16 protein-coding genes are annotated in these 21,534 nt (G+C 63.9%); 13 read left to right on the top strand and 3 right to left on the bottom strand.

Going from position 1 to position 21,534, the window contains the following annotated elements; all coding sequences use genetic code 11:
• Positions 1-151 precede the first annotated feature (151 nt).
• From QO014_RS03965 to QO014_RS03940, 6 genes are all read left to right on the top strand, one after another.
• On the top strand, positions 152-1,117 hold the full coding sequence (locus tag QO014_RS03965; protein WP_266347331.1) for an acetylxylan esterase: 966 nt from the start codon (positions 152-154) through the stop codon (positions 1,115-1,117).
• Positions 1,114-1,842, top strand: a complete 729-nt coding sequence (locus QO014_RS03960; RefSeq protein WP_266347330.1) for an esterase family protein — start codon at positions 1,114-1,116, stop codon at positions 1,840-1,842. Before QO014_RS03965 ends, QO014_RS03960 begins: the two co-directional genes overlap by 4 nt.
• 215 nt (positions 1,843-2,057) lie before the next feature.
• Positions 2,058-3,086 (top strand): alcohol dehydrogenase AdhP, encoded by a 1,029-nt coding sequence (gene adhP / locus QO014_RS03955; RefSeq protein ID WP_266347329.1) that lies wholly within the window; start codon positions 2,058-2,060, stop codon positions 3,084-3,086.
• Positions 3,087-3,273: 187 nt separating this feature from the next.
• Positions 3,274-6,060 carry a cation-transporting P-type ATPase gene (locus QO014_RS03950; RefSeq protein WP_266347328.1) on the top strand — a complete coding sequence of 929 codons (2,787 nt, stop codon included), beginning with the start codon at positions 3,274-3,276 and terminating at the stop codon, positions 6,058-6,060.
• A complete protein-coding gene (locus QO014_RS03945; RefSeq protein WP_266347327.1) occupies positions 6,057-6,938 on the top strand; it encodes a universal stress protein in 882 nt (293 codons plus the stop codon). Before QO014_RS03950 ends, QO014_RS03945 begins: the two co-directional genes overlap by 4 nt.
• 106 nt (positions 6,939-7,044) lie before the next feature.
• Positions 7,045-7,977, top strand: coding sequence for a ring-cleaving dioxygenase (locus QO014_RS03940; RefSeq protein ID WP_266347326.1), 933 nt, complete (start codon positions 7,045-7,047; stop codon positions 7,975-7,977).
• On the opposite strand, the gene QO014_RS03935 is transcribed toward QO014_RS03940, so the two are convergent.
• Positions 7,974-8,552, bottom strand: coding sequence for a methylated-DNA--[protein]-cysteine S-methyltransferase (locus QO014_RS03935; protein ID WP_370877090.1), 579 nt, complete (start codon positions 8,550-8,552; stop codon positions 7,974-7,976). The two genes, QO014_RS03940 and QO014_RS03935, sit on opposite strands and share 4 nt — an antisense overlap.
• Positions 8,553-8,744: 192 nt before the next feature.
• Between QO014_RS03935 and QO014_RS03930 the strand changes: the two genes are divergently transcribed.
• The 4 genes from QO014_RS03930 to lexA all read left to right on the top strand — a co-directional run bounded on the left by QO014_RS03930 (position 8,745) and on the right by lexA (position 12,007).
• A complete protein-coding gene (locus QO014_RS03930; protein WP_266347325.1) occupies positions 8,745-9,320 on the top strand; it encodes a hypothetical protein in 576 nt (191 codons plus the stop codon).
• A gap of 49 nt (positions 9,321-9,369) precedes the next feature.
• Positions 9,370-10,005 (top strand): L,D-transpeptidase, encoded by a 636-nt coding sequence (locus tag QO014_RS03925; protein ID WP_266347324.1) that lies wholly within the window; start codon positions 9,370-9,372, stop codon positions 10,003-10,005.
• Between the two features lie 68 nt (positions 10,006-10,073).
• Positions 10,074-11,114, top strand: a complete 1,041-nt coding sequence (locus QO014_RS03920) for an amino acid ABC transporter substrate-binding protein (RefSeq protein WP_266347323.1) — start codon at positions 10,074-10,076, stop codon at positions 11,112-11,114.
• A 188-nt stretch (positions 11,115-11,302) separates the two neighbouring features.
• On the top strand, positions 11,303-12,007 hold the full coding sequence (lexA, locus tag QO014_RS03915; RefSeq protein WP_266347322.1) for a transcriptional repressor LexA: 705 nt from the start codon (positions 11,303-11,305) through the stop codon (positions 12,005-12,007).
• Here the strand turns inward: lexA and QO014_RS03910 are convergent.
• Entirely contained in the window at positions 11,991-14,525 is a 2,535-nt protein-coding gene (locus tag QO014_RS03910; RefSeq protein ID WP_266347321.1) for a ComEC/Rec2 family competence protein, read from the bottom strand. The two genes, lexA and QO014_RS03910, sit on opposite strands and share 17 nt — an antisense overlap.
• Before the next feature lie 107 nt (positions 14,526-14,632).
• On the opposite strand from QO014_RS03910, the gene gltX reads away from it, so the two are divergent.
• The 3 genes from gltX (at position 14,633) to QO014_RS03895 (ending at position 18,588) form a co-directional block, all read left to right on the top strand.
• Positions 14,633-16,057 (top strand): glutamate--tRNA ligase, encoded by a 1,425-nt coding sequence (gene gltX, locus QO014_RS03905; protein WP_266347320.1) that lies wholly within the window; start codon positions 14,633-14,635, stop codon positions 16,055-16,057.
• 249 nt (positions 16,058-16,306) lie between these two features.
• Positions 16,307-17,599, top strand: coding sequence for a citrate synthase (gltA, locus tag QO014_RS03900; RefSeq protein ID WP_266347319.1), 1,293 nt, complete (start codon positions 16,307-16,309; stop codon positions 17,597-17,599).
• Positions 17,600-17,829: 230 nt separating this feature from the next.
• Entirely contained in the window at positions 17,830-18,588 is a 759-nt protein-coding gene (locus QO014_RS03895; protein ID WP_266347318.1) for a hypothetical protein, read from the top strand.
• Between the two features lie 51 nt (positions 18,589-18,639).
• On the opposite strand, the gene QO014_RS03890 is transcribed toward QO014_RS03895, so the two are convergent.
• Positions 18,640-21,471 (bottom strand): valine--tRNA ligase, encoded by a 2,832-nt coding sequence (locus QO014_RS03890; RefSeq protein WP_266347317.1) that lies wholly within the window; start codon positions 21,469-21,471, stop codon positions 18,640-18,642.
• Between the last annotated feature and the right edge of the window lie 63 nt (positions 21,472-21,534).

Here is a 21,534-nt window from a genome sequence, read left to right as displayed (position 1 = left end):
GATCTATCTATTTGATTTGTCGCGCTTCCTTCACGCGAGCCGGTGCCCGCTTCGCTCGGAAACGCACTAGGATGGGCGGCAGCTGGATTGCGATTCCCCGACGGATGCAGTGCCGGCTTTGCCGATCCTCCCCGTCCGAGAGACGTGCGCCATGTCAATTCCGACCGAATACCCCTTCGATTTCGATCCGACCTATGGTTTCGGCGTCGAGGAGCTCCTGGCGATCAGACCACCCGAAGGACCGCCCGGATTCGATGATTTCTGGCGCACGCGCTATGTCGCCGGCCGCAGCCTAGACCCACAGCCAAAGCTCTCCGCAAGCCAGTCCAGCCATCCGGACTGGGAGACCTACGACATCAGCTATCGCTCGACCGACGATTTCGCCATCGGCGGGTGGCTCCTGTTGCCGCGCAACGGGACGATCAAGCGTGGCCTTGTCGTCGGTCATGGCTATGGCGGGCGCGACACGCCCGATTTCAGCATTCCGGTCGCGGAGACGGCCGTGCTGTTTCCCTGCTTCCGTGGGCTTTCGCGCAGCCAGCGCCCGCCGATCCCCAGCGAAGCCGCCGGGCATGTCCTGTATGACATCGACAAGCTCGACCGGTACATTCTGGGTGGATGCGTCGAGGATCTGTGGCTGGCCGTTTCCGTCCTGACCGAGCTCTATCCCGAGATCGACGGACGGATCGGCTATAGCGGCGCGAGCTTCGGCGGCGGCATCGGCGCGCTCGCCATCCCCTACGACGCACGCATCGATCGCGGCAATCTGGTCGTGCCGACCTTCGGCAACGTGCCGCTCTGGCTTTCGCTGCCGACGCTGGGCAGCGGCCATTCAGTCCAAGCCTATCTGAAAACGCATCCGGGCGTGATCGAGACACTCCGCTTCTTCGATGCAGCAACGGCGGCGCGGCGCATCCGGATACCCATGCTCATGGCCGTCGCCCAGTTTGATCCTGCGGTGGCGCCACCCTGCCAGTTTTCGATCGCCAATGCCCTGCCGACATCAACTCATCATGAAACCGTCATCCTCGATGCAGGCCACTTCGAATATCCGGGAAGTGAGGAACAGCAAGCGTTCCTCACAGAAAGGGTCAGGCAGTTTTTCGGGGTGACATGAGGCGGGATCATCGAAGCTGGCACAGTCCTCGGCTCCATCGGGACATGGAGCTGCTGATCTTCGGCCATGCCGGCGCCAAGGTGCTGATGTTCCCGACCCGCGATGGCGGGTTCTGGGAATATGAGAAGCTCGACATCGTCGCGAACCTCGGCGAAAAGGTCGATGCCGGCCAATTGCAGCTCTATTGCATCGAAGGCCTCGCCCGGGAGACCTTCTACAACAAGGGTCGCCATCCGGCCGATCGCATCCGCCGCCACGCCGCGTTCGAGGAGTACATCCTCAACGAGGTGCTCCCGCTGATGGCGAAAACCAACCCACATGACTGCACGATCGCGATGGGCTGCAGCCTCGGCGCCTTCCAGGCCGCCAGCCTCGTCTTCAGACATCCGCATCTGTTCCAGAAGCTCGTCGCCTTCTCCGGACGCTATGACCTGACGATGCGGGTGGAATGCTTCGATGATCTGCTGGACGGCTACTACGGCGACGACGTCTATTTCCATACTCCGACGCATTTCCTGCCCAAGCTGAACTGCCCATGGCGGCTCGATGAGCTGCGCCGAACGGACATCGTCCTGGTGATCGGGAAGGCCGATCCCTTCCTCGACAATAATCGCCATCTCAGTCGCCTCCTCGAAGAGAAGAATATCCGCCATCAACTGCACGTCTGGGACGGCCGCGCCCATCGCGCCGGTGCTTGGCGAAAGATGGCGGCTCTCTACGTCTGAAGCCCCGGAAACAGGCCAGATCGCTGGAGCAGTTCCACCCTTGATCCACGTCAAGGCGAATGACGCGCCGGCAGGTCACCTTGAAACAAGGCAGTCTCCTTCGGTCGCGAGCAGGCACGGAGCGAGACATCTGGTTTGGCAAACGCGGCTTTTCTCGTCGACGTGCACAGCGCGGCTATGTCGGGACAGCCTCAATCCGGGAAATGGAGACGGTAATGGCGAAGACGATGAAGGCTGCGGTCGTACGCGCGTTCGGCGAGAAGCTCACCATCGATGAAGTCCCGGTGCCCGAGCCAGGCTATGGCCAGATCCAGGTCAAGATCGAGGCATCAGGTGTCTGCCATACCGATCTGCATGCAGCCGAAGGCGACTGGCCGGTCAAGCCCAATCCCCCCTTCATCCCGGGCCATGAAGGCGTGGGCTACGTTTCGGGCGTCGGTGCTGGCGTCAAGCATGTCAAGGAAGGCGACCGCGTTGGCGTGCCGTGGCTCTACACCGCCTGCGGCCATTGCAAGCACTGCCTGGGCGGATGGGAAACGCTGTGCGAATCGCAGCAGAACACCGGCTATTCGGTGAATGGCGGCTTTGCCCAGTACGTCGTCGCCGATCCAAATTTCGTCGGGCACCTGCCGGACAATGTCAGCTTCCTCGACATTGCACCGATCCTGTGCGCCGGCGTGACCGTCTATAAGGGCCTCAAGGTCACGGATACCAAGCCCGGCGACTGGGTGGTGATCTCAGGCATTGGCGGCCTCGGCCATGTCGCTGTCCAATATGCGAAGGCCATGGGTCTCAATGTCGTGGCCGTCGATGTCGGCGACGACAAGCTCGAACTCGCCCGCCGTCTCGGCGCCGATTTCACGATCAACGCGCTGAAGGAAGACCCAGCCGCCGTGGTCAAGAAGGAGATCGGCGGCGCCAATGGCGTGCTGGTCACCGCCGTATCGACCAAGGCCTTCGAACAGGCGCTCGGCATGGTCGGCCGCGGCGGCACCGTCTCGCTGAACGGCCTGCCTCCTGGTTCCTTCCCGCTGCCGATCTTCGACATGGTCCTTTCCGGCGTCACGGTTCGCGGATCGATCGTCGGAACGCGCCTCGATCTGCAGGAAGCGCTCGACTTCGCCGCTGCAGGCAAGGTCAAGGCGACCGTCACGGCGGACAAGCTCGAGAACATCAACGACATCTTCAGCCGCATGCACAAGGGCCAGATCGAAGGCCGCGTCGTCCTCGATCTGAACGCCTGAACGCAGGCTGCGTGCCACGGGTGCAGGCTGGTCGGCCGCACCGGGATTGCCGAACGCGGGCCGCCACCGGCTTCAGGCTTGGTGATGACCTGCGCTCCGGCGCTTTCGACGGCCGACCGCATTGTGCCGCGCAAAGGAGCCGAGCGCTCCAGAACCGAGGTGTATCCTTTACCGCCCGAGAGGACTGATGACGAGCAATCGACAGCCGACGCCTCGCGTCGACCCGTATCCTGTTGCCGACGACTGGCATGCCCATCCGCCTCAAGACGTGGCGCGGCGCCTCCATGTAACGGAAGCGGGCCTCACGAGCTCCGAAGCCGAGGAGCGGCTGAGACGTCACGGTCCCAATGCCCTGCCGCAGGCCGTTCAGCAGCACCCTCTCCTGCGCTTCCTCGCTCAGTTTGACAGCACCATCATCTATTTCCTGCTCGCCGGCGCCCTGGCGGCTCTTCTGCTCGGTCATCACGTCGATGCGGCGGTGATCGTGGCCGTGGTCCTCATCAATGCGATCGTCGGCTTCGTGCAGGAAGGCAAGGCGGAGGAGGCTCTCTCAGCCATCCGCAACATGATCTCGCCGCGCGCCAACGTCATCCGGGACGGACGGCGCAGCAGCGTGACCGCCGAGAATCTCGTGCCGGGCGACCTCGTGCTGCTTGAAGCGGGCGACCGTGTCCCCGCCGATCTCCGCCTCAATCGGGCCCGCAATCTTCACATCGACGAAGCCGCGCTGACGGGCGAATCCGTCGCGTCCGAGAAGAATGAGGATCCGGTGCGGCCCGATGCGCCGCTCGGCGACCGACATTCCATGGCCTTCTCCGGCACCATGGTCTCGACGGGTCAGGGATCGGGCCTCGTCGTTGCCACCGGCACCCACACCGAGATCGGCCGGATCGGCCGCATGCTCTCAAGCATAGAACCGCTGGCAACACCGCTCCTGCGTCAGATCAACGAGTTCGGTCGCCGCTTCACCTGGACCGCGATCATCGCATCGGTCCTGCTTTTCGCCTTCGCCGTGCTTCTGCGTGACTATGGTTGGACCGAGGCCTTGATGGTCGTGGTCGCGCTTGCGGTCGGCGTCGTTCCCGAAGGCCTGCCGGCGGTCATCACCATCACGCTCGCCATCGGTGTTCGCCGCATGGCCCGGCGGAACGCGATCGTCCGCAGGCTGCCGGCCGTCGAGACATTGGGCGCGACCTCGGTGATCTGCTCCGACAAGACCGGCACTTTGACGCGCAACGAGATGACGGCAAGGCGTCTCATCACGCCGGAAGCCGACTTCTCCGTAGACGGCGCCGGTTACGCGCCGGCGGGAGCAATCCGCCGGATAGGCGATGCGGAATCGCCGAGCCATGCTATCGGCGACGATGCCTTGATGCTCGTCCGGTCAGGGTTGCTTTGCAACGACGCCCATCTGCACGATACGGACGGCCACTGGCGCGTCGAAGGCGATCCGATGGAAGGCGCCCTGATCACGCTCGCCATGAAGGCCGGGCTCGACTCTCTGGCGCTCCGCTCGGAATGGCCGCGGCTCGACGAGATCCCGTTCGATGCCGCTCACCGCTTCATGGCAACGCTTCACCGCGATCCGGAAGGCCGTTCCATCATCATCGTCAAGGGTGCGCCCGAGCGTGTCCTCGCCATGTGCGGCATCGACGCGACGGAGCATGCAACCGGAGAAGCCGGACGCTGGCTTGAACGAATTTCAGCTGCCGCCTCGCAGGGCGAACGGCTCCTCGGCTTTGCCACCAAACGCGTCGATGTGCCCGCAACGCACCAACTTTCCTTCGCGGATCTCGACGGAGGATTGAACCTTGTCGGCCTGGTGAGCTTCATCGATCCCCCGCGTGCGGAGGCCATCGCGGCGATTGCCGAATGCCATAGCGCCGGGATCGCGGTGAAAATGATCACAGGCGATCACGGCGCGACCGCCGGCGCAATCGCCCGCCAGCTCAATCTCGCCGACAATCCCACGGTCGTCACGGGAGCGATGCTGGATACCCTCTCGGATGCCGACCTCATCCCGCTGGCCGAGCGAACGAGCGTCTTTGCGCGCACGAGCCCGGAGCACAAGCTGAGGATCGTGCGCGCGCTGCAGAGCAGCGGTGCGGTCGTTGCCATGACCGGCGACGGCGTCAACGACGCCCCGTCGCTGCGCCAGGCCGATGTCGGTATCGCCATGGGCAGAAAGGGCACGGAGGCTGCCAAGGAGGCGTCCGAGATCGTTCTGCTCGACGACAATTTCGCCTCGATCGTCGCCGCCGTGCAGGAAGGCCGGACCGTCTATGACAACATTCGCAAGATGATCGCATGGACGCTGCCGACCAATGGCGGCGAGGTGCTCGCGGTGATCGCAGCGATCATCGTCGGCTTCACCATGCCGATGTCACCCGTGCAGATTCTCTGGATCAACCTGCTTCTGACCATCACGCTCGGCCTGGTCCTCGCCTTTGAGCCATCAGAGCCCGGCGTCATGAGCCGCCCTCCCCGCCGGTCTGACGCCGCGCTGCTGACCCCCTTCATGCTCTGGCGGATCGGCTTCGTCTCGGTTCTCTTCCTCGGCGCGTCGCTCGCCATGTTCAGCTACGCCTTCTGGCGAGGGTATGATCTCGCGACAGCCCGCACGATCGTGGTCAACACGATCGTGGTGCTGGAGATTTTCTACCTCTTCAACGTGCGCTACCTGCACATGACGTCGATCACCTGGCGCGGAGTCCTGGGCACACCGGCCGTCCTGTTGGCCGTGTCGATCGTAGTCCTTGCGCAGCTGGCCTTCACCTATCTCCCGATCATGAACCAGATCTTCGACACACGGCCGATCGCCCTGCTCGATGGTGTCGTGATCATCGCGGTGGGTGTGGTGCTGATGGTGATCCTCGAAACCGAAAAGGCGCTGCTGCGACGCTTCGACCTGCTCGGCCAGAGCCGTTCCAGCCTGCGCCAGGGAGAGACAAACCTTGGGAGTGTGAAGCCATGAACGACAGCATCGTCACGCCGAAGCGGATCCTGATCGCGACCGACCTCAGTGCGCGCTGCGATCGGGCGCTTGATCGCGCCGTCGGTCTCGCACGCACATGGCATGCCGAACTCGCCGTTCTGCATGTCATCGAATCCGCGGAGATGATCCGGGGCTGGTATGCGGCGCGCCACCTGCCGGAGTGGCACAAGCCGCTCGACCCCCTCCGCGTCGCGCGGCAGAGGCTGCACGAGGCACTCGGAGACGATGCTAGCGATCTCGACATCACGATCCTTGTCCAGGAAGGCGACCCGACCGAGACGATCCTTCAAGTCGCCCAGTCGTTCCGTGCCGACCTCATCGTTCTCGGCGTTGCGCGTGACGAACCGCTCGGCCGCGTATTCGTCGGCGATACGGTGCAGCGCCTGATGAGGCGTTCATCGCTGCCCGTGCTGATCGTCAAGGCGCGCCCGCGTGGCACCTATCGCAACATCGTGGTCGGCACCAATCTATCGGAAGCTTCGCGTACGGCCCTGCGGCTCGCGGCCGACTGGTTCGATGCGCCGCTTACGCTGTTCAACGCCTATGACGTGCCTTTTGCCGGCCTGTCGGACGACGCGCGCCGCCTTCGCGAGGCCTATCGGACGCAAGCCGACGCCGACACAGCTCATTTTGTCGCCGCAAGCGCGCTGAACGACAGGCGCATAGGCGTCATGACGGAATACGGGCCACCGAGCGAACTCATCCCGGCTTTTGCCGAGGCCCGGAATGTGGATTTGGTCGTCATCGGCGCGCAGAGTCGCGGCTTCGTTCTCGATCTTCTGATCGGCGGCACCGGCGAGGCACTCGTCACCGATCTCACCTGCGACACCCTTGTGGTACCGGCGACAACGGAGTGACGCTCGTTTCGGTTGGTGCAATCGACCGTGGAATCGAGCAAGACGGGCAGGCCCACATTGGCTAGCTTTGCGTACTTGACGATCAATGCGCGAAGGGGACGATCCAATGTCGCACGCCGGAATTCACCACGTCACCGCGGTCTCTGGTCCCGCGCCCCGCAACCTCGATTTCTACAGCGCCGTGCTGGGACTTCGTCTCGTGAAGAAGACCGTCAACTTCGACGATCCAGGGACTTATCACCTGTATTACGGAGACGAAGTGGGTCAACCCGGAACGATCGTCACGTTCTTTCCCTGGGCGCATGCGGCGCAGGGCCGGGTTGGACCCGGCGAGACGCAGGAAATCGCTCTACGCGCGCCGGCGGCTGCTATCGGTTTCTGGGCCCATCGGTTCCTGGAAAAGGGTGTCGATCATGACGGCCTCAGCAAGCGCTTCGGCGAGACCGTTCTCACCTTTCGCGATCCCGACGGCATGCACCTGGCACTCATCGGCGTCCCCGGCATCGAGGCAGAGCCAGCCTGGGCGGGCAATGACATCGCCGTGGATCACGCAGTGCGCGGGCTCCACAGCGTCACGCTTCTGGAACGCGACGGCGGACCCACAGGCGCCATCCTGACCGACGTGCTCGGCTTTGCCGAAGACGGTCGCGAGGACACGACCGTTCGTTATCGCGCCAAAGGCACGACGATCGGTGGCGTCGTTGATATCAGGACCGTCGGAGACTTTCCGCCCGGCAAGTTCGGCACCGGCTCGATCCACCACCTCGCCTTTCGCGCCGCAGACGATGCGGCTGAGGCGGCGATGGTCGAAAAGCTGGTTCGCGACCACGGCATCCGCACCACGGAACAGAAGGACCGCAACTATTTCCGTTCGGTCTATTTCCGCGAGCCCGGCCATGTCCTGTTCGAAATCGCCACCGATGTTCCCGGCTTTGACGTCGACGAGCCACGCGCGACGCTTGGCGAGGCGCTGAAGCTGCCGGCCTTCCTGGAACCGCGCCGCGCCGAGATCGAAGCCGCGCTCGGCCCGCTCGCCTAACGGCGCACTTGCCCCGATTGCAGCGGCCAGTCGGCGCCGGCGAACAGCGTCGGCTGGTTGCTCGTGCGGGCGCGTTCGAGGGTGAGCATGCGGAGCTTGGTTGCGACGCCGCCATTGGCCGAGAACCCGCCGACCTTGCCATTGCTGCCGAGAACACGGTGACACGGCACGATGATGGGCACGGGATTGCGACCGAGCGCCTGGCCGACCGCGCGTGCCTCGCCCGCATGGCCGATCTGCTTCGCGATCTGGCCATAAGTCATCGTTTCGCCCGGCGGAATGGCCTGCGTCACGCTGTAGACAGCACGGGCAAAGTCTGGCGCGTCGCCGAGATCGATCCTGATGAAGGAGAGATCGACCGGCTCGCCGTCGAGCAGGGCGCGCATCGCCATGGTCGCCTCGGCAACCGGATCCGGCGGCAGACCCTCTTTCGCCCCGCAGCGTTCGCCGAGCAAGGCCAGCGTCGCGGCGGGGCTTGATTCGGGAAGTTGCACGGCGATCACGGCATCGCCCCGCCAGGCAAGGGCGCAGGCTCCGATGGCCGTATCAAACAGGGCGGAGGCAGGCGACATCATGCTGTAGCCTACCACGCTGCCGCAGAGAGGGGGAATGCGCGCCAGGGAGGCGGCCGCTCTCCAGCTCGCGTGAGACAGTTGCGTTTGCGCGCGCCCCTCTTCATCATGCGCCCCGGTATCGCAATCCGCTGACGGCCAACGAGCCGTACGGGATCGCGCGTCAAGCGTGATGTACCCGCGGGAGGGAAACGGATGGAACGAACTGTCTCGGCGGCCGAGGAACTCATTCGGACGAAGACCACCGTGCTCAGGCGCATCGTGGCGCCGGCTGGCTTTGCGGTGCTTCTGGCGCTCGCAGCGTGCACATCCGGCGTGAACGATCTCGCCACCCCGCAACTCGTGCCGGCCGCGCCCCCTGTCCCCGTCATCACCTCCGACGAACTGGTCGGCAAATGGGGTCTCGGCTCCTTCCGCAACGAGGCGGACCTCGCGCGGACAACGGAGGAAGCACGGCGCTTCTGCAACAATCCCTACATCATCACCAAAGGCCCGACGGGCGGTGTCATGATGTATCTCGCCGACCAGACCCAGCCATCGGAAGTCTTCGTCAAGACGGCTGCCGGCCGTGTCTATATCGGACCGCCCGGCCCCGCCGGTGTCATCAAGGACCGCCAGATCACCTCGTTCCAGAACGGCGTCATGGTCGCCGCCTGGGTCGATCCGACCGTGACGGCCCGCTATGGCACCATGGTCTTCGTCCGCTGCCCGGATGGCACGACGAAGACGACCGCCACTCCGGCCCCTGCCGCCAAGCCCGCTACCGGCTGACGCCCCCATCAGACCTAAACGGAACAGGCTCTTGAAGTACGAGGCTCTCATGCGCAACCAAGCGAAAAGACTGCTGGCGCTCGTTTCGTCGTCGCTCGCCATCCTGGCGCTCGCCGTCGGCCCGACTGCCGCAGCCCCCACCCCCACGCCGCCGGCCGATGTCCGTGCGCCGCTCGCGATCGGCGACCAGCCCGGCCTCGTGCCCACGAAGCAGGACTCGCTGCTGCCGCCGGAGTTTCAGCCACAGCCGGTCTATTTCCGCACCAACGAGAAGCCCGGCACGATCATCATCAATACGGATGAGCGGTTTCTCTATCTCGTGCAGGGCGACAGCCGCGCCATTCGCTACGGAGTCGGCGTCGGTCGCGACGGCTTCCAATGGTCGGGCCTGCTGAAGATCTCCCGCAAGCAGGAATGGCCGGATTGGCGTCCGCCGCCCGAAATGATCCAGCGCCAACCTTACCTGCCCCGCTTCATGGCGGGCGGCGAAGGCAATCCCCTCGGCGCGCGCGCCCTCTATCTCGGCGATACGGTCTACCGCATCCACGGCACCAACCAGCCGCAGACGATCGGCCACGCGCTGTCATCGGGCTGCTTCCGGATGGTCAATGACGACGTGATCGATCTTTATGCCCGCGTGCCCGTCGGGACGAAGGTCATCGTGCAGCAACGCGCCAAGCTCTGAGCCGGAAAGGCTCGACGATCGTTGCCTCGCGCGCGGTCGGACATGGTCTCTATCGGGGGGAACCACCCATGACGCTCCGTTCCGGACGCCGGACTTCCGGCCTTGCCTTCATCGGCCTGGCCTCTGTGGCGGCGATGCTCGCCGCCGGTGCCGCCAGCGCCGGCACGCTCGATACCGTCAAGACGCGCGGCTCGGTCGCCTGCGGCGTGAACCAGGGCCTGCTCGGCTTCGCGCTTGCGGACGAGGCCGGCAAGTGGGCGGGCTTCGACGTCGACTTCTGCAAGGCGGTAGCGGCAGCCGTCCTCGGCGACGCGGAGAAGGTCACATATGTGCCCGTTTCGGCGACAGACCGTTTCGAGGCGCTCAAGGCCGGCAAGATCGACGTGCTCGCGCGCAACTCGACCTGGACGCTTCAGCGCGAGGCGGAGCTAGGCATCTCCTTCGTCGGCGTCACCTACTATGACGGCCAGGGCTTCATGGTGAAGCGCTCAAGCGGCAAGGAATCGGCACTCGACCTCGACGGCGCGGCGGTCTGTGTCCAGACCGGCACCACCACCGAGCCGAACTTCATCGACTTCTTCACGACCAACAATATGAAATACACGGTCGTCGCCGCCACGACGCCAGACGAATCGGTCGAGAACTACAAGGCGGGCCGTTGCGACGTACTCACGAGCGACGTCTCCCAGCTCTATGCCGAGCGCGCCACATTGCCCGATCCGGGCGAGAGCCTGATCCTGCCGGACGTGATCTCCAAGGAGCCGCTCGCCCCGGCCGTACGCGACGACGATGCGCAATGGCGCAAGATCGTGGAGTGGGTCAACTTCGCACTGATCAATGCCGAGGAATACGGCATCTCCTCCGACCGACTGGACGAGGCCAAAGCCTCCAAGAAGCCGGAAGTGATGCGCATTGTTGGCACGGACGGCAGCTTCGGCGAAAAGCTCGGCCTCTCGAATGACTGGGTTATCAAGATTGTCGGCAGTGTCGGCAATTACGGCGAGATCTACGAACGCAATCTGGGCGTCAATTCCAAGCTCGGCATTCCGCGCGGCCTCAACCAACTCTGGAGCAAGGGCGGCATCCAATACGCCCCGCCCCTTCGCTGACGCATCGCACCCGACCACCAAAGTTCGAGCTTCATGGCCGCCGGACCGAACAGTCCGGCGGCCAGTGTTTTTGCCCGGAAGCCAAGGGCGGGAACCGCGAGCGCCTTGCGGAACACAAACAGAACAGGTAATTTGTTCGTGTTTTGTACCGATGATTCTGTTGGTTGGTCTGGGGCGCGGACACATTCATGCTCACGCGGAAGCAATATGAACTGCTGATGTTCATCAATGAGCGGCTGAAGGAGGCTGGTGTTCCCCCCTCTTTCGACGAAATGAAGGACGCGCTCGATCTGCGCTCGAAGTCGGGCATTCACCGCCTGATCAAGGCTCTGGAAGAGCGTGGCTTCATCCGTCGGCTGCCCAACCGGGCCCGCGCGCTGGAGGTGGTTCGTCTGCCCGAGACGATGACGACCACGCTGCAGCGGCCGAAGAAGCAGGCCTTCTCGCCCAGCGTGATCGAAGGCAGCCTCGGCCGCATGCGTCCGGTCGAAGGCGCCGACGACGTTAGCGAGCCGGTGGTCATTCCGGTGATGGGGCGGATCGCGGCCGGTGTTCCGATTTCCGCGATCCAGCAGCAGAGCCACTCGATCACAGTGCCGCCGGAGATGCTGCGTGCAGGCGAGCATTTCGCACTCGAAGTGCGCGGCGATTCGATGATCGAGGCCGGTATTCTCGATGGCGATACCATTCTCGTCCGCCGCACCGACACGGCCGATACGGGTGACATCGTCGTGGCTTTGGTCGACGAGGAAGAGGCGACGCTGAAGCGTCTGCGCCGTCGCGGCGCATCGATTGCGCTCGAGGCTGCGAATCCGGCTTACGAAACGCGGATCTTCGGCCCGGACCGTGTCCGCATCCAGGGCCGTCTGGTCGGTCTCATCCGCCGCTACTGACCGCCTCAGGTCTTTGCGGCACAGGCGGCATCCAGGGTCTTCGTGTCGCCGGATAGGCGGTGCGGCCGATGAAATCTCGTTCGGCCGCTTGCATGGCGGGACGTGTGGTTTCCGGATCGTCCTGATGCTGCGCCTCTTGGTTCAGCTGCATGACGGGAGGAAGATCTTCATCATTAGGCGTGCGCCGAGCGAGTAATGGCGTTTCCAGGGCTTCGTAGCGCGTCGCGTCATCGCCCCTGTCTTCATCAAGCGGCGTGCGATCGTTCACCGCGAGATCGGTGATATCGATGGGCGGTCCGTCTGCCGGGGTATCGAAAGCACCGGTTACAGCCGCGGCATCGGCTTCCCGTGCTGCGTCTGGCGCTGCAGCAACTTGGCGGGCCAAGAGAGCCAGTGACCCCGTCCTCTCCAGCATGGGTCGGTCTATGACCACGATCCGCTGGTAGCAGGCGGCGGGTGCGACCAGCGGTGTCACCAAGAGCTGGGCGCGCCGGCAATCTTCCTCGAACGCCGCACGATCGAGCGTGAGTGCCAGGATGCGACCATCGGCGAGCCGACCCACGCAGCCGAGCCCATCGCAGGTCGTGCCTTGCATTAATGTGGGAGCCTTGGGGTCGCGCGGATCGCCATCCGATCGCAGCCAGATATCAGCGATGAAATCGTCCACCTTCCTCGCGACCAGGCGGTAGCGGCCCTCCTCGTCGCGCAGCCCAACCATCCGCCCGTCGGCGGCGACCAAGACCTCCGGCCGCTCCGGCGTCAAAGCGAGCGCGCCCCCGACCAGCATCGGAGCGAGGCCCACGAGGCGCCAGCGCTGTCGCATCAGGCTCAGCCACAGGAAGCCTGCGACGAAGATCATCAATGCAACCGCTGACGGCATCGCTGCCCCGCCCGAGCCGGCGGACCATTCGCTGACCAAGCGCGCGACGCCCAGCATGCCATCAATGCCGACACCCATCAGTTGCAGCAGCGGCGCGGCAAAGCCGAATGGCATGACGATCACCGAGATCAATGCCATCGGCATGACGAGAAAGTCGGTCAGCGGCATGGCGAGCACATTGGCGACAATCGAGAGCGGGGCCATGCGCTGGAAATGATAGAGGGCGAACGGCGTCGATCCGAGACCGCCGAGCAGCGATGTCAACGCGAGCCCTCCGACGAGAACGATGGCCCAGCGGAAGCCTCGGCCGATGGTCGACATCTCCGGACGCGGCAGCACGCGCTTGCTGCGCGCCGCAGCAAGCGCTTCGAAGCCCGCCACCAGCGCCATGGTGGCCGCAAAGGACATCTGGAAGCTCGCCGACAGGATGCTCTCTGGGGCGATCGCGAGTACGATCAGTGCGGCGATCGCGACATTGCGCATCGAGATCGCCCGCCGATCGAGCAGGATCGCAAGGAAGGCAACCGCCGTCATGATGAAGGAGCGTTGTGCGGCGACGTCGAGCCCCGAGATCAGGAGGTAGAACCCCGTCACGGCGAGTGCTGCGAGCGCGGCCCATTTCTTGATCGGCCGCCGAAGCGCAAGTCCCGGCACGAACGCCAGCAGCGCCCGCACGCTCCAGAAGACAGCCCCTGCGACCAGCACCATGTGCAGCCCCGATACCGAGAGGATATGGGCGAGGCCCGATTGGCGGAGGTCATCCTCGGCCGCCTCGCTGATGCCGCCGGCGTCGCCGATGATGAGCGCTGTCGCGATCCGCGCGGTATCGCCCTGTAGTGTGTCGAGGATTTCGGCGCGGATCGCCTCGCGCAGATCCTCGAGCGGCCGCATCAGGCGAATGGCGAACGGCGCCGGCCCGATCTCCGCGCGCTTCGGCGCGCCATAGGCGAAGCCGGTGGCACCGATCCCCTCGAAGAACGCGTTGCGACCAAAATCATAACTGCCGGGGAGTGCCGGTCCCGACGGAGGGCGCAACTGCACCAGCGCCGATATCCCGTCGCCGACCATGGGAGCCGCCCTGCCCCGGACAGTGACCGTGACCCGCTCCGGCATGGTTACGCTGCGCCTACCTTCGAAGGCGGCGACCCGCACGGTCAGGCGATAGCCACCGCGCCGGGCATCGCGATGCTCGACCCAGCCCGAAAGCGTGCCGGTGACCTGGCGTTCGATCATTGGCGTCGCGAGCCGATCGGTTCGTAACTTCATCGCCGCCATGCCCGATGCGATCATCGCGACACCGAGCGCGGTGTAGAGAAGGCCAGCCCGAGCATGACGCGCGCGCCACGAAATGCCCCAGGCGCCTAGCGACAGGGCGAAGAGCGCCGGGCCAAACGGCTCGGAGGGTGCCGCGAAATAGAGCAGAACACCGAGGGCGAAGCCGACCGGTAACCAGAGAAAGCCGATCCCGGCGTCAATCTCGCGTTCGAGGCTGGCACCGAGCCAGAGGCCGAGGCGTTCGACGCGTCCAAGCGCCAGCGCGGCCGCCGCGACGCGTTGCCGAAAGCGCGTTTCGCCAGCCTCATTGCCGCCTGGGGTCGTCCCCCAGCGTAATCTTTCGCGCGAACCGCCCCCGGCCATTCCCCAGCCTTTCGTCTCGGCGCCGCTCCATGCTACATGACGCGCCGCACATCGCCGAGCGGCGAACGTTCCGCTTCGCCGTTCCACGCCTTGCCCGAGAAGATTGCATGTCAAAACCGGTCGTAACTCGCTTCGCTCCCTCGCCTACCGGCTTCCTGCATATTGGCGGCGGACGCACCGCCTTGTTCAATTGGCTCTATGCCAAGCACACCGGCGGCACGATGCTGCTGCGCATCGAGGATACCGACCGAGAACGTTCGACCGATGCCGCGATCGGCGCGATCATCGACGGGCTGGAATGGCTTGGCCTCGATTGGGAGGGACAGACCGTCTTCCAGTTCGCCCGCGCGCCGCGTCATCGCGAGGTGGTCGAGGAGCTCCTTGCGGCCGGCAAGGCCTATCGCTGCTACTGCACGCCGCAGGAGCTCGAGCAGATGCGCGAGAAGGCACGGGCCGAGGGCCGCGCGCCGCGCTATGACGGCACCTGGCGTGATCGTGACCCGTCCGAGGCGCCTCCCGGCGTCAAGCCGGCAATACGCATCAAGGCGCCGCTCGATGGCGAGACGGTGATTCACGACAAGGTCCAGGGCGATGTCGTGATCCCGAACAAGGACCTCGACGACATGGTCCTGCTCCGCTCGGACGGTAACCCGACCTATATGCTTTCAGTCGTCGTCGACGATCACGACATGGGCGTCACCAACATCATCCGCGGCGACGATCACCTGACCAACGCCGCGCGGCAGATGATCATCTATGAGGCGATGGGATGGGAGGTGCCGATCATGGCTCATATTCCTCTCATCCATGGCCCCGATGGTGCGAAGCTCTCGAAGCGCCATGGCGCGCTCGGGGTCGATGCCTATCGCGCCATGGGTTATCTGCCGGAAGCGATGCGGAACTATCTCGTCCGGCTCGGCTGGGCGCATGGTGACGACGAGATCATGTCGACGGAGCAGATGATCGAGTGGTTCGACATCGCCGATGTCGGCCGCTCGGCGTCGCGCTTCGATTTCGCCAAGCTCGAAAACCTCAACGGCCATTACATGCGGGCGCTGAGCAACGAGGCGCTCTTCGACGCCTTTGTCAGCACCCTGCCCTATCTGCCGGGCGGCGAGGCACTTCGTGCCAAGATGACGCCCGAGAAGGAGGATCAGCTCAAGGCCGCGATCCCCGGGCTCAAAGAGCGTGCCAAGACGCTCGTCGAACTCAAGGACGGCGCAATGTTCCTGTTCGCCGAGCGGCCGCTCGCCCTCGACGAGAAGGCGTCCTCGATCCTCGATCCGGACGCGCGTCGCCTGCTGCGCGATATCGCCGGCGTTCTCGCCGGCGTTTCCGAATGGACCGTCGAAGCGACGGAAGACGCGGTCAAGGCCTTCGCAGAGGCACGCGGATTGAAGCTCGGCAAGGTTGCGCAGCCATTGCGCGCCGCGCTCACCGGCCGATCGACGTCGCCCGGGATCTTCGACGTGCTGATCGTGCTCGGACGCACGGAAAGCCTCGGCCGCATAGGCGATCAGGCGACGTCCTGAGCCGGTCGACAGACCATCCGGGCGGGCGGCGATCAGCGTCGCCCGCACTCCGATCCGGCGCCGGGGCACCGCGATTTTTTTAGTTCGAGACCCTTATAAAGAGCCGGATCCACCATGCTTGCCGCGATGCAATAAATCGGCTAGGCAATTGGTCAAACACTCCTGGGCTCCCCCGCGCCGCATCAGGCGTCCCCGCAGCGTGAGCCCTGCTACGCAATATCTTCGCTTTCTCCAAGGGAGTTCGTCTTCATGACTGAAACCAAAGCGACACTGACGATCGGTGACCAGTCCTGGGATTTCGGCGTCAAGCAAGGGACGATCGGACCGGACGTGATCGACATCGGGTCGCTCTACGCCAAGACCGGCCGTTTCACCTACGACCCCGGCTTCACCTCCACCGGCGCGTGCGACTCGAAGATCACCTTCATCGACGGCGATGAAGGTGTCTTGCTCTATCGCGGCTACCCGATCGAACAGATCGCCGAGCACGGCGACTTCCTCGAGACCTGCTATCTTCTGCTTTACGGCGAGCTTCCGACCGCCGCACAGAAGGCCGATTTCGACCAGCGCGTGACCTATCACACGATGGTTCACGAGCAGATGTCGCGCTTCTTCACCGGCTTCCGCCGCGACGCCCACCCGATGGCGATCATGGTCGGCGTCGTCGGTGCCTTGTCGGCCTTCTATCATGACTCGACCGACATATCGGATCCGCACCAGCGCATGGTTGCGAGCCTGCGCCTGATCGCCAAGATGCCGACGATCGCGGCAATGGCTTACAAGTACCATGTCGGCCAGCCCTTCGTTTATCCGCTGAACTCGCTCGACTACGCCTCGAACTTCCTGCGCATGTGCTTCGCCGTGCCGGCAGAGGAATACAAGGTGAACCCGATCCTCGCGCGCGCGATGGACCGGATCTTCATCCTCCACGCCGATCACGAGCAGAACGCATCGACCTCGACTGTCCGTCTCGCGGGATCGTCCGGAGCTAACCCGTTCGCGTGCATTGCGGCCGGCATCGCCTGTCTCTGGGGTCCTGCCCATGGCGGCGCCAATGAAGCGGCGCTCAACATGCTGCAGGAGATCGGGACCGTCGACAGGATCCCGGAGTATATCGCCCGCGCCAAGGACAAGAACGATCCGTTCCGTCTGATGGGCTTCGGTCATCGCGTCTACAAGAACTACGATCCGCGCGCCAAGATCATGCAGAAGACCTGCCATGAGGTTCTCGGCGAGCTCGGCATCACCGATGATCCGGTGCTCGAAGTGGCGCTGGAGCTGGAGCGCATCGCGCTGCATGACGATTATTTCGTCGAGAAGAAGCTCTACCCGAACATCGATTTCTATTCTGGCATCACGCTGAAGGCGCTCGGCTTCCCGACGACCATGTTCACCGTGCTGTTCGCTCTCGCCCGCACGGTCGGCTGGATCGCGCAGTGGAAGGAAATGGTCGAGGATCCGAGCCAGCGCATCGGCCGTCCGCGCCAGCTCTACACCGGCGCCGAAAGCCGCGACTACGTGCCGGTCTCGAAGCGCCGCTAAGCATTCACGGTCGATCACCGAAATACTTCAAGGGCGCCTTCGGGCGCCCTTTTTGTTTGCGAGCCTATCCGGGCCGCAAGCCGGCCGTCGAAAGTGCACCCTACAACCTTAGATAATCAGCGCTCATAAATTCAACTATTGCATTCACAACTCCGACCGCACAACCTTTGATCCCGATGAGCCAAGTGCGGCAATCAACGGCCGATTCGGCCAAATCTCGGGGGACGGGTATGCGAAATTTGCTGATAGCAGCTTTGTGCGTTGGATCGCTTTCGGGCTGCTACATCGCCGATATGAAGTTTGTTGAGGTCAAGGAACTCGGATACCGGAACAATGCCCGTTATGAGGCGGGGTATCTGTTTCTGTGGGACACACGCAGCAACAAGCTTGTCCAGCTGGCGGACGATATTCCGCTGACGGCGAAGCCAAACCGCGAACCGCCGGCGACGATTGTCGCCAGCGATATTCAGGGCATTCAGATCGAGGGCGGCACAGGGAGCGAGGCAACGAAGATCGCCATTGCCGCCGAGGTCGGCCGCTCGCTTCAGTTCAAGGCGGAAAACTTGATCCGCGAACGCTATGATTCCGTCTATACCGGACTGACGGCGGCCTACCTCGAAGGGCAGGCGCGTGGCGAGAATCTGCGCGAGCGCTGGTATGTCTCCGACGCCACCAAGCCCAGATCGCCCTATTATTACGTCGTCATCACCGGCGTGATCAGGACGGACAAGACGGTCCTGACGACAGCCGGCGCCAACGGAACCGATAGTGTCGCCAGCGTCTCCGTGACGGCGCCGGGCCTGGGTGTTCCTGTCAAGGTCGCGATCAGAAACGGCAGTTCTTATGAGTGCTCAGGGAAATCGGCCGCTTGCTTCTTCAAGGTTACGATCCTGAAGCCTTACATCAACGAAAAGGGCGGGCTCGACTACAAGCCTGCTCTGAACGCTGACGTCAGCAAACTGCCCGAGGCCTTTCGCGGCCAGCAATGATGTTGAGGAGTCAGGAGCGCCAGCGTCATTCGCCGGCGCTCTCCTTTCCGATCACCCCTTCAGACGCTCCAGCGCCGCCTCGAACTTGGCCTTGAGCTCACTGGCCTCGGCCAAGCGGTCGCGCTGCTCCTCGATCACCTCTTCCGGCGCGCGGCTGACGAATTGCTCGTTGCCGAGCTTCGCCTCGATCTTGGCGATCTCCTTGGCGGCCTTGTCGAGCTCCTTGCCGAGGCGAGCGCGTTCTGCGGCGAGATCGATCACGCCTTCGAGCGGCAGCGCGATCGTCGACTCGCCAAGAACAGCCTGGACGGCGCCCTTGGGCGGCGCATCGGCAGCCGTGATATCGGACGCACGGGCCAGGCGGCGGATCAGGGTGTCATGCGTTGCAAGCCGTTCCGCCGTAACGCTCGACGCGCCAACGATGACGAGCGGCACCTGCGCACCCGGCGGCACGTTGATTTCGGAGCGAACAGAACGAACCGTCGAGATCAGCTCGACCAGCCAGTTGATTTCGGCGGCGGCGTCGGAATCCTCAAACGTCAGCTCGGGCCACGCCGTCAGGATGAGCGGCTGCGATCGCGCCGGCCCCGTCTCGCCGGTGCGAGCCCAGAGCTCCTCCGTGATGAACGGCATGATCGGATGCAGCAGCGTGACGATCCGGTCGAGCGTCCAGGCAATGGTCGCGCGCGTCTCGGCCTTCGCGGCCTCATCCTCGCCGTTCAGCACCGGCTTCACAAGTTCCAGATACCAGTCGCAGAAATTGTTCCAGACAAACCGGTAGAGCGCGTTGGCGGCATCGTTGAAGCGATAGGCGATGATCGCCTCGGTCACGGCATTGGCCGTGCGCGTCGTCTCCGTCGCGATCCAGCGATTGAGCTTCTCGCGTGCGGCCGACGGTTCGAATCCATCGACGCGGACAGCTCCGTTCATCTCGGCAAAACGCGCCGCATTCCAGAGCTTGGTCGCGAAATTGCGATAGCCCTCGACGCGAGACGTTGCGAGCTTGATGTCGCGCCCTTGCGCAGCCATGGCGGTCAGCGTGAAGCGCAGCGCGTCGGCGCCATATTCGTCGATCAGGCCGAGCGGATCGATGACATTGCCCTTGGACTTCGACATCTTGGCGCCCTTCTCGTCGCGGACGAGGGCGTGGATATAGACGTCCTTGAAGGGCTCTATCGGCTTGCCTTCGGCATCCTTCATGAAATGAAGGCCCATCATCATCATCCGGGCGACCCAGAAGAAGATGATGTCGAAGCCGGTGATCAGAACCTGGGTCGGGTAATAGCGGGCGAGTTCCGGCGTCGCCTCGGGCCAGCCGAGCGTCGAGAACGGCCAGAGCGCCGAAGAGAACCACGTGTCGAGCACGTCCTCGTCGCGACGAAGCGCAATCTCGAGAATGTCTGCAGGCGATCCGACAGGCGCCGCCGACGACAACGTGCCATCGGTGCTCACACGCTCCAGATTCGGATAGAGCGACCGGTAATGCTGCAGCGCCTCGACCTGCGCCTCGCTCTCGTCATAGGCGACGAAGATCGTACCGTCCGGACCATACCAGGCGGGGATCTGGTGGCCCCACCAGAGCTGGCGCGAAATGCACCAGGGCTGGATGTTGTTCATCCACTCGAAATAGGTCTTTTCCCAGTTCTTCGGCACGAAATCCGTGCGCCCTTCGCGCACCGACGCGATGGCCGGCTGCGCCAGCGTGTGCGCATCGACATACCATTGCTCGGTCAGGAAAGGCTCGATCGGAACACCGCCGCGATCGCCATGCGGCACGGTGTGGCCGTGGTCCTCGATCTTGTCGAGATAACCCTGCTCTTCCATCATGGCGACGATGGAGTTGCGCGCGGTAAAGCGATCGAGGCCGTCGACGGCCGAAACCAGATCCGCGAGCGCAGCCGTCGCCGGCACGCCGGCCAGGAAATCGGCATTGCCGGCGATCGCGATATTCGCCTGCCGGTCAAGCACGGAGATCATCGGCAGCTTGTGGCGCTTGCCGACCTCGAAATCGTTGAAGTCATGCGCCGGCGTGATCTTGACCGCGCCCGAACCCTTCTCCGGATCGGAATATTCATCGGCGACGATCGGAATGCGGCGGCCGACCAGCGGCAGGATCGCATGCGCCTTCGCAGCGACGAACGCCTGATAGCGCTCGTCCTCGGGATGGACGGCAACGGCGGTGTCGCCCAGCATCGTCTCGGGCCGCGTGGTCGCAACGGTGATGAAGGTCGTCGCATCGTCCGGATCGAAGGTCTTGCCCTCGATCGGATAGCGGAAATGATAAAGCTTGCCCTTGGTCTCGACCTGAATGACCTCGAGATCGGAAATGGCAGTTTCCAGCGCCGGGTCCCAGTTGACGAGGCGCTTGTCCTTGTAGATGAGGCCCTGCCGATAAAGCTCGACGAAGACTTTCAAAACCGCCTTCGACAGACCCTCGTCCATCGTGAAGCGCTCGCGCGACCAATCGGCCGAGGCGCCGAGGCGCTTCAGCTGGCCGATGATCGTTCCACCGGATTCGGCCTTCCACTTCCAGACCTTGTCGACGAAGGCCTCGCGGCCGATGACGCGACGGTTCGGCTCCTGCCGCTCCGCCATCTGGCGCTCGACGACCATCTGGGTCGCGATGCCCGCATGATCGAGCCCGACCTGCCAGAGCACGTCCTTGCCACGCATGCGCTCGAAGCGGATGAGAATATCCTGCAGCGTATTGTTGAGCGCGTGCCCCATATGGAGCGAACCCGTCACATTGGGCGGCGGGATGACGATGGCGAAGGTTTCCGCGCCGGGCGCAGCGCCCGCGCCGGCCCTGAAGGCGCCTTCCTTCTCCCAAGCCTCGTAGATGCGCGGCTCGACCTTCGCCGCGTCGTAATTCTTGTCGAGCATGACCGCTTCCGGATGAGAATTCGTTGGCTGTGGTAAATCGGATGGGCGGGATCAAGTCAACCG

Source organism: Kaistia dalseonensis (assembly GCF_030814715.1).
GTDB lineage: Bacteria > Pseudomonadota > Alphaproteobacteria > Rhizobiales > Kaistiaceae > Kaistia > Kaistia dalseonensis.
This window is presented reverse-complemented; position numbering and strand designations above follow the sequence as displayed.

What these genes read in the sequence shown, in the direction of transcription:
- QO014_RS03965 (WP_266347331.1), top strand. Translation starts at nt 152, where the DNA reads ATGTCAATTCCGACCGAATACCCCTTCGATTTCGATCCGACCTATGGT.
- QO014_RS03960 (WP_266347330.1), top strand. Translation starts at nt 1,114, where the DNA reads ATGAGGCGGGATCATCGAAGCTGGCACAGTCCTCGGCTCCATCGGGAC.
- adhP (WP_266347329.1), top strand. Translation starts at nt 2,058, where the DNA reads ATGGCGAAGACGATGAAGGCTGCGGTCGTACGCGCGTTCGGCGAGAAG.
- QO014_RS03950 (WP_266347328.1), top strand. Translation starts at nt 3,274, where the DNA reads ATGACGAGCAATCGACAGCCGACGCCTCGCGTCGACCCGTATCCTGTT.
- QO014_RS03945 (WP_266347327.1), top strand. Translation starts at nt 6,057, where the DNA reads ATGAACGACAGCATCGTCACGCCGAAGCGGATCCTGATCGCGACCGAC.
- QO014_RS03940 (WP_266347326.1), top strand. Translation starts at nt 7,045, where the DNA reads ATGTCGCACGCCGGAATTCACCACGTCACCGCGGTCTCTGGTCCCGCG.
- QO014_RS03935 (WP_370877090.1), bottom strand. Translation starts at nt 8,552, where the DNA reads ATGATGTCGCCTGCCTCCGCCCTGTTTGATACGGCCATCGGAGCCTGC.
- QO014_RS03930 (WP_266347325.1), top strand. Translation starts at nt 8,745, where the DNA reads ATGGAACGAACTGTCTCGGCGGCCGAGGAACTCATTCGGACGAAGACC.
- QO014_RS03925 (WP_266347324.1), top strand. Translation starts at nt 9,370, where the DNA reads ATGCGCAACCAAGCGAAAAGACTGCTGGCGCTCGTTTCGTCGTCGCTC.
- QO014_RS03920 (WP_266347323.1), top strand. Translation starts at nt 10,074, where the DNA reads ATGACGCTCCGTTCCGGACGCCGGACTTCCGGCCTTGCCTTCATCGGC.
- lexA (WP_266347322.1), top strand. Translation starts at nt 11,303, where the DNA reads ATGCTCACGCGGAAGCAATATGAACTGCTGATGTTCATCAATGAGCGG.
- QO014_RS03910 (WP_266347321.1), bottom strand. Translation starts at nt 14,525, where the DNA reads ATGGCCGGGGGCGGTTCGCGCGAAAGATTACGCTGGGGGACGACCCCA.
- gltX (WP_266347320.1), top strand. Translation starts at nt 14,633, where the DNA reads ATGTCAAAACCGGTCGTAACTCGCTTCGCTCCCTCGCCTACCGGCTTC.
- gltA (WP_266347319.1), top strand. Translation starts at nt 16,307, where the DNA reads ATGACTGAAACCAAAGCGACACTGACGATCGGTGACCAGTCCTGGGAT.
- QO014_RS03895 (WP_266347318.1), top strand. Translation starts at nt 17,830, where the DNA reads ATGCGAAATTTGCTGATAGCAGCTTTGTGCGTTGGATCGCTTTCGGGC.
- QO014_RS03890 (WP_266347317.1), bottom strand. Translation starts at nt 21,471, where the DNA reads ATGCTCGACAAGAATTACGACGCGGCGAAGGTCGAGCCGCGCATCTAC.